Genomic DNA, 6457 nt, shown 5'->3' on the forward strand with positions numbered 1-6457 from the left:
ATGAGCACGATGAAATGTCCTTTTTGCAAGAAGCCGGACAGTCGGGTGATCGACTCGAGAGCCGCCGACGACGGGGCGACGATCCGCCGCCGCCGTGAGTGCAGTGAGTGCGGACGTCGCTTTACGACCTATGAGGTGGTGGAGAAACTGCCTCTCATGGTGGTCAAGCGCGACAACCGCCGCGAGCCGTTCAGCCGCGACAAGCTCCTCACGGGCATCATACGCTCCTGTGACAAGCGCGATATCTCGATGGAGCAGATCACGAACTTCGTCGCGGAGATCGAGCGCGATATCCGCAACCGCACGGAGCCGGAGGTGCCGTCGGAGAAGATCGGGGAGATCGTGATGGAGCGGCTGAAGGATTTCGATGAGGTCGCCTACATCCGTTTTGCCTCCGTCTATCGGAAATTTGACGACATCACGAATTTCATCGAAGAACTCGAAACACTGCGTGCGCGGCGCGGGAAGGAGCGGGGGGACGAAAGGCATAGGTAAAAATTGGATCATCGGCTGAAGAGCAGTTTGCAGGAGCGCTTTGCAAAGGAGCGCGGCGCCTATCGCTATCCTGCGGGGGGGCGCACCCGCTTCGCGCTCGTCTATCCGAATACCTACTTCGTCGGCATGTCGAACCTCGGGCTTCACATCATCTACGACCTCCTCAACAGGCGCGGGGATACGGCGTGTGAGCGCGTATTCCTGCCCGACCGCACGGAACTCCCGCGCTATGAGCGCACGCAGACGCCGATGATGAGCGTGGAGACGCAGACACCTCTTGCGGACTTCGCTGTCATCGGTTTTGTCATTTCGTTTGAAATGGATTACTTCCACGTTGTCAAAATGCTGGCGCTCAGCCATGTTCGGCTGCGTGCCTCCGAGCGCACGGCGCGCGATCCGCTCGTCATTGCGGGTGGGCCGTGTGCGACGTTCAACCCCGAGCCGCTGGCGGAGATCGTGGACGCCTTTGTGATCGGGGAGGGCGAGGCAATCATGCCCGCACTGATGGATGCCTATCATGAGAGCATTCGTCAGGGAGAGGATCGCGCCGCGCTCCTGCGCCGGCTTGCACGCCTCCCAGGCGTCTATGTGCCCGCGCTCTACTGCGTGGACTATGATGCGGCGGGACGTATTTCTGCGTTCTCGTCCGAGGAGGAGATGCCACAGACGATTGCGCGGCAGTGGGTCGAGGATCTCGACGCGCATCCCGCGCACACCGTTGTGGTGACAGAGGACACGGAGTTCAACCTCTATCTCATCGAGACGGCGCGCGGCTGCGGGCGTCATTGCCGCTTCTGCATGGCGGGCTACTGCTTCCGCCGCCCGCGCAACCGCTCTCTCGCCGTCATCGAGGAGGAGGTGCGCGCGGCGCTGCCCTACGGCAAGAAGATCGGTCTGATGGGGGCGGCGATCTCGGACTACCCCGAGATTGACGAACTCTGCCGCGCCATCCTCGGCGAGGGGCTGTCCATGTCCGTTGCATCCTTCCGCGCAGACTCGGTGACGAAGGAGCTCGTCGAGGCACTTGCCGCAAGCGGTCTGCAGACACTGACGCTCGCGCCCGAGGCGGGGAGCGCGCGCATGCGCGCCGTCATCAACAAGGGCATTGAGGAGCACCATCTCTTTACAGCGATCGACCTCGGTGCGGCGGCGCATATCCCGAATTTCAAGCTCTACATCATGGTGGGGCTGCCGTTCGAGGAGGATGCGGACATTGCGGCAATCATCGACCTCGCCGAGCGGCTGCGCCGCTATATGGACGAGAGGGGCAGCCGTGGAACGCTCACGCTCAGCGTGAATCCGTTCGTGCCGAAGCCCTTCACGCCGTTCCAGTGGATGCCGATGGCGTCCAAGAAGCGGCTTGACGCCGTGATGAAGACGCTCATACAGGCACTGCGCCGAACGAAGAAGATTGTCGTCAACTTCGAGTCTCCGAAGGAGGCGCTCGTGCAGGCGATCCTTGCGCGCGGCGACCGACGCCTTGCAGAGCCGCTCATGCGCGCCGCAGCGGGACGCGGGGCAAAGGATCTCGTGCCCGAGATGCGGGATGCGGGGCTCTCTCCCGACGACTATCTCACGCGGGAGTGGGCAGAGGATGAGATGCTCCCGTGGGAGCATCTGGACATGGGCTTTACGAAGCGCTACCTGCGGCAGGAATACGAACGGGCGGAGGCACTCAAGTCGACGCGCAGCTGCTTTGACGGCTGCACGCGCTGCGGCGTCTGCAAAGCGAAGGAAGAAGGGACGAACGCATGAGTTTTGTACTGCGGCATATACGGGACAATATTTGGAGCGGGCGGCTCGATATTTTCCCCGAGGACAGGCTCGTACACGGCTTCTCCGCGCGACAGGGCGGCGTGAGTCCCGTGCCGTTTGACGCGCTCAACATGGCACTGCACGTCGGCGACGATCCCGCGCTCGTGTGGGAGAACCGACGACGGTACTTTGCGGCGCTCGGTCTGGACGCCGAGCGCATCTGCACAATCCGTCAGGTGCACGGCACGGAGATTGTGCGTGCCTTTCGGCGCGATGCAGGGCGCGGCGCGCGGGACTATGCGGACGCGCTTGCGGATGCGGATGCTGTCATCACGAACGACAGCGGCGTCGCGCTCATGCTCTGCTATGCGGACTGCGTGCCCGTCCTCCTCTACGATCCCGTGCACAATGCGGCGGGCGTCGTACATGCGGGTTGGAAGGGAACGGTGCAGCGGATTGCCGTCAAGACCATCGCGCGCATGGGCGAGGAGTTCGGCACAGAGCCCTCCGATGTGCTCGCGGGGATTGGCCCCTCGATTGGTGCCGGCTGCTATACGGTCGGCGCGGAGGTTGCGGCGCAGTTCCGCACGGCATTCCCCTCCTATGCGGATGAGCTCATAGAGGAGCGGGATGGCGCAATCCATCTCGACCTCTGGGCGGCGAACCGTCTGCAGCTCGCAGAGGCGGGTGTTTTGAAAGGCAATATCGACAGTGCGGACATATGCACCTCGTGTGACCGCAATTTTTTCTATTCCTATCGTGCCGCAGGCGGCAGGACGGGGCGACTTGCGGCGGTGATGGAACTGAGATGAGTGACGATATGATGATAGGCACGCGGATTCAGGAGGTGCGTGCGGCGATTGAAGCCGCACGCACACGCCGCACGCATGTGCCCGCAGAGACGCCCGTGGAGCTGATTGCCGTGACGAAGAATCACCCCGTCGAGGCGATGCAGGCTGCCATCGATGCGGGGATTATGAACATCGGCGAGAACCGTGTGCAGGAGGCGCTGGACAAGGCACAGACTTTGGGGCGCGCGGTCAAATGGCATCTCATCGGGCACTTGCAGACGAACAAGGTGAAGCACGCCGTGCGGCAGTTCGACCTCATTCACTCGGTGGATTCGCTTCGGCTTGCCCGCGAGATCGACAAGGCGGCGGAGAAGCTCGGCAAGGTGCAGAACATCCTCGTGCAGGTCAATCTCGCGCGTGAGGAGAGCAAATCAGGGGTCTATCGTGAGGATTTGGATGAAATACTTGCGGTAATCGATGAACTGCCCTCCATTCGTTTGCAGGGTTTTATGTGCATTGCGCCGAATTATGAGGATGTGGAGGAGTGTCGCCCGCTCTTTCGTGCGATGTATGAGCTGTTTCAGCAGGTGAAGGCGCATGCGCCGCATACGGCGGATATCCGTTATCTCTCGATGGGGATGACCCACGATTACGAAATTGCAGTCGAAGAGGGCGCAAATCTTGTGCGTGTCGGCACGGCGATATTTGGCGCACGTCAGTACGCACTAGGAGTGTGAGGGATCAGTGAGCATCTTTAAGAAGTTATCCACGAAATTCATCGGCATCACGCCCGAGGACGAGGTGGAGGAGAACGAGCAGCAGGAAGAGGAGAAGACGCAGAAGTCTGCGCCTGTGACCGAGATCGGCACGCGCGCGAATCGGCGTGCGGAGGCGAATGCAGCGCCTTCTTCCGCGTTTCCGAATACTGCGGGGACGTCAGGGGCAACGCCGATCGATAATGTGATTGCAGCGTACCGCATGAATGTCATTGTCATCGAGCCGCAGAGCTTCGATGATGCGCAACAGGTGGCGGTGAATCTCCAAAAGAAGAAACCCGTCGTCCTCAATTTCGAAAAGACAGAGAAGAGCGTAGCGAGCCGCATCATTGATTTCATCAGCGGCACAACCTACGCGCTCAACGGGGACATCAAGAAGATCAGCAACAATGTATTCCTCTGTGCACCGCACAATGTCAATGTCAGCTACTCCGAGGAAGGACACCGCCTCGGGGAAGATATGTCGTTTACGAATGGGCAGTCATGATGTGTGAGGGAATTCAGATCGGGATCATCGGCGGCGGTGCGATGGCGGAGGCTCTGATCGGGGGGCTGGTGCATTCGGAGGTTGTTCCTCCATCCCATATCAGTGTATCGGATCATAAGGCAATGCGCTGCGATGCGCTTGCGCAGCGCTATGGCGTACATGCACAGGTCGGGGCAGAATCCTTTCTGCCCCGTATTGACGTGCTCATTCTTGCCGTCAAGCCGGCGGCAGCAGCCGCAGCGATGCAGGAGACGGCGCAGCTCCTAAAGAAGGGGGCGCTTGTTCTCTCCATTGTCGCGGGGCTGACGATTGCGGAGATCGAGGCGGCATATCCCGCGCATCCCGTTATCCGTGCGATGCCGAATACGCCGCTCGCCGTGGGCGCGGGCATGTCCGCCTATGCGTGCGGTGTGCACGCAGAGGCGCCGATGAGCGCCGTGGCGGAGCGGATACTCGGCGCGGCGGGACGGGCGGTGTTGGTGCATGAGGGCGATCTCGACGCTGTGACGGGGCTCTCGGGCAGCGGTCCCGCCTATGCGTTCCTCATGATGGAGGCGCTGATCGATGGCGGTGTTGCTGCAGGGCTCAGGCGTGAGACGGCGACTGCGCTTGCGGCGCAGACCCTGCTCGGTGCGGCACAGATGGTATTGACGGCAAAGAGTTCGCCCGCCGATCTGCGCGCGGCGGTCACAAGCCCTGCGGGTACGACCGCCGCAGGGCTACGCGTCATCGAGCGCGCGGGCGTGCGCTCGGCACTGATCGAGGCCGTGCTTGCGGCGACGGCGCGTTCCGGAGAGTTGGGGAGAAGATAATGGCAGCGGAACAGAAGGAGCGGATTCTCCGCTTTTATCGTGGGACAGAGGGCGAGGAGGCGGCGATTCGCCTGCTCGATCTCGCCGAGGCAGTCATGAAGACGGAGAAATTCCGCATCAGTCCCTTCCTCGACCCCTACGGGCAGGAGATTGTGGAGACGATATGTGCGAGCTATGACGGGATTCAGCTCGACTTTGACGGCGGCTATGCGGGAGCTGAACGACAGCGTGCTATGCTGCGCCATCGGGATTTTCGCGGGACGCCGGACGGCTTTGCAATCGCCTGTGTGGAGGCTGCGTGGAACGGACAGTTTGCACGGCTCACGCACCGCGATGTGCTCGGCGCCCTTATGGGGCTCGGCATTGAGCGTGAGCTGATCGGCGACATCCTGCCCGCGCCCGATACGGCGAAGATCATCTGTGACGCAAAGATTGCGGATTTCATCGTGCAGAATCTGACGATGATCGGTGCGGTCGGTGCCAAGACCGCACTTTCGAATTTGGATGAAATTGCCCCACGCGAGGAGCGGACGAAGGAGATTCGCGCGACGGTTGCCTCCCTGCGCCTTGACTCCATTGTCGCAGCGGGCTTTGGCATCTCGCGCAGCCGTGCGGCGGACGACATCGCGGCGGACAAGGTGAAGCTCAACTGGCAGAGTGCGGGCAGCGCCTCGAAGACAATCAAGGAGGGCGATGTCCTCTCCATGCGTGGGCGCGGGCGCGTCGAGGTGACCGAGGTGCGCGGACAGACGAAGAAGGGGCGCACGGTCGTCGTATTGAATCGATTCTTTTAGGAGAAAGGCGGGAGCAGGATGCTGACACCAATGGATATACACGCGAAGGAATTTAGCAGGAGCTTTCGCGGATTCGATGAGAACGAGGTCAACGACTTCCTGAACGAAGTCATGCAGGCGTATGCCTCTGCACTGGACGAGAACGAGCGCCTGCGTGCGGATCTGGCACGCGAGCAGAAGACGATTGAGGATTTTCGGCGCATCGAGCAGAGTGTACGCGAGACGCTTGTGGTCGCGCAGAAGACCGCCGAGGATATTACGGCGCATGCCAAGCAGAGTGCGGATCATACGCTCGAGATGGCGGCAAAGGAGGCGCAGAACCTCCGCCGTGAGGCACAGCTCCATGCAAAGGCACAGATGGACGAGGCTGCGGACAGACTGCGCGATGTGGTGGCGGAGTACGAGCGGCTCGTGCGCGAGAAGCATCAGTTCCTGCGCCGTATGAAGGGAAATGTGCAGGCGGAGCTTGCACTCATCGAGGACGCAATTGCGGAGATGCCCGATATGGCGGCAGAGAAAAAGGCGAAGAGCCTTGCGGAAGAGGACG

At 61.3% G+C, this 6457-nt stretch carries 8 protein-coding genes; all 8 read left to right on the forward strand.

Translation table 11 applies throughout. The features are described from left to right. The first annotated feature begins 9 nt into the window (after positions 1-9). Positions 10-495, forward strand: coding sequence for a transcriptional regulator NrdR (gene nrdR, locus AXF19_RS08175; protein ID WP_066847468.1), 486 nt, complete (start codon positions 10-12; stop codon positions 493-495). 3 nt (positions 496-498) lie between these two features. Then, positions 499-2250 carry a radical SAM protein gene (locus tag AXF19_RS08180; RefSeq protein WP_066847471.1) on the forward strand — a complete coding sequence of 584 codons (1752 nt, stop codon included), beginning with the start codon at positions 499-501 and terminating at the stop codon, positions 2248-2250. Further along, positions 2247-3062, forward strand: a complete 816-nt coding sequence (gene pgeF / locus AXF19_RS08185) for a peptidoglycan editing factor PgeF (protein WP_066847474.1) — start codon at positions 2247-2249, stop codon at positions 3060-3062. Before AXF19_RS08180 ends, pgeF begins: the two co-directional genes overlap by 4 nt. Then, complete coding sequence (locus AXF19_RS08190) at positions 3059-3778, forward strand: YggS family pyridoxal phosphate-dependent enzyme (protein ID WP_066847477.1); 720 nt, start codon at positions 3059-3061, stop codon at positions 3776-3778. The genes pgeF and AXF19_RS08190 overlap by 4 nt, the downstream gene beginning before the upstream one ends. A 7-nt stretch (positions 3779-3785) precedes the next feature. Then, positions 3786-4304: a cell division protein SepF gene (locus tag AXF19_RS08195; RefSeq protein ID WP_066847484.1), complete on the forward strand. Its 519-nt coding sequence runs from the start codon at positions 3786-3788 to the stop codon at positions 4302-4304. Then, positions 4304-5116, forward strand: a complete 813-nt coding sequence (proC, locus tag AXF19_RS08200) for a pyrroline-5-carboxylate reductase (protein WP_066850146.1) — start codon at positions 4304-4306, stop codon at positions 5114-5116. Before AXF19_RS08195 ends, proC begins: the two co-directional genes overlap by 1 nt. Beyond that, positions 5116-5910 carry a YlmH family RNA-binding protein gene (locus AXF19_RS08205; RefSeq protein ID WP_066847486.1) on the forward strand — a complete coding sequence of 265 codons (795 nt, stop codon included), beginning with the start codon at positions 5116-5118 and terminating at the stop codon, positions 5908-5910. Before proC ends, AXF19_RS08205 begins: the two co-directional genes overlap by 1 nt. Positions 5911-5928: 18 nt before the next feature. Continuing rightward, the coding region (locus tag AXF19_RS08210; RefSeq protein WP_172837374.1) for a DivIVA domain-containing protein at positions 5929-6457 on the forward strand (529 nt) is incomplete at its 3' end.

The sequence above is a fragment of the Selenomonas sp. oral taxon 126 genome, from assembly GCF_001683335.1.
Taxonomy (GTDB): domain Bacteria; phylum Bacillota; class Negativicutes; order Selenomonadales; family Selenomonadaceae; genus Centipeda.

What these genes read in the sequence shown, in the direction of transcription:
- AXF19_RS08190 (WP_066847477.1), top strand. Translation starts at nt 3,059, where the DNA reads ATGAGTGACGATATGATGATAGGCACGCGGATTCAGGAGGTGCGTGCG.
- pgeF (WP_066847474.1), top strand. Translation starts at nt 2,247, where the DNA reads ATGAGTTTTGTACTGCGGCATATACGGGACAATATTTGGAGCGGGCGG.
- nrdR (WP_066847468.1), top strand. Translation starts at nt 10, where the DNA reads ATGAAATGTCCTTTTTGCAAGAAGCCGGACAGTCGGGTGATCGACTCG.
- AXF19_RS08205 (WP_066847486.1), top strand. Translation starts at nt 5,116, where the DNA reads ATGGCAGCGGAACAGAAGGAGCGGATTCTCCGCTTTTATCGTGGGACA.
- proC (WP_066850146.1), top strand. Translation starts at nt 4,304, where the DNA reads ATGTGTGAGGGAATTCAGATCGGGATCATCGGCGGCGGTGCGATGGCG.